This is a genomic window from Pseudoalteromonas sp. CR1 (assembly GCF_019392235.1).
Classification (GTDB): Bacteria; Pseudomonadota; Gammaproteobacteria; order Enterobacterales; family Alteromonadaceae; genus Pseudoalteromonas.
The window spans coordinates 1-263 of the sequence record NZ_JAHXRM010000338.1; the positions used below are offsets into that span (position 1 = coordinate 1).

Annotated in this window: 1 protein-coding gene; it reads right to left on the reverse strand. The window is 63.5% G+C overall.

Going from position 1 to position 263, the window contains the following annotated elements; all coding sequences use genetic code 11:
- Positions 1-263 (reverse strand): tRNA lysidine(34) synthetase (locus KZZ04_RS21850; protein ID WP_219423948.1); only part of this gene is annotated, 263 nt, incomplete at both ends.

Below are 263 nucleotides of genomic sequence, written 5' to 3' on the forward strand. Positions count from 1 at the left end.
TTGAGGCCAACGCTCCGCCAGCACCGGGACGACACGATGGCGCAGGTAATTGCGGGAAAACCGCGAATCGGCGTTGGAAGGGTCTTGGATCCACGTCAACTGGTGTTGCTGGGCGTATGCCTCCAACTCAGCACGCGAGGCATCCAGCAATGGTCGCACCAAGTGTCCATCCGCCAACGGGCGATGCACGGGCATTGCCGCCAACCCGCGCACGCCCGCCCCGCGCAACAGGCGAAACAGCAGGGTTTCGGCTTGGTCATCAC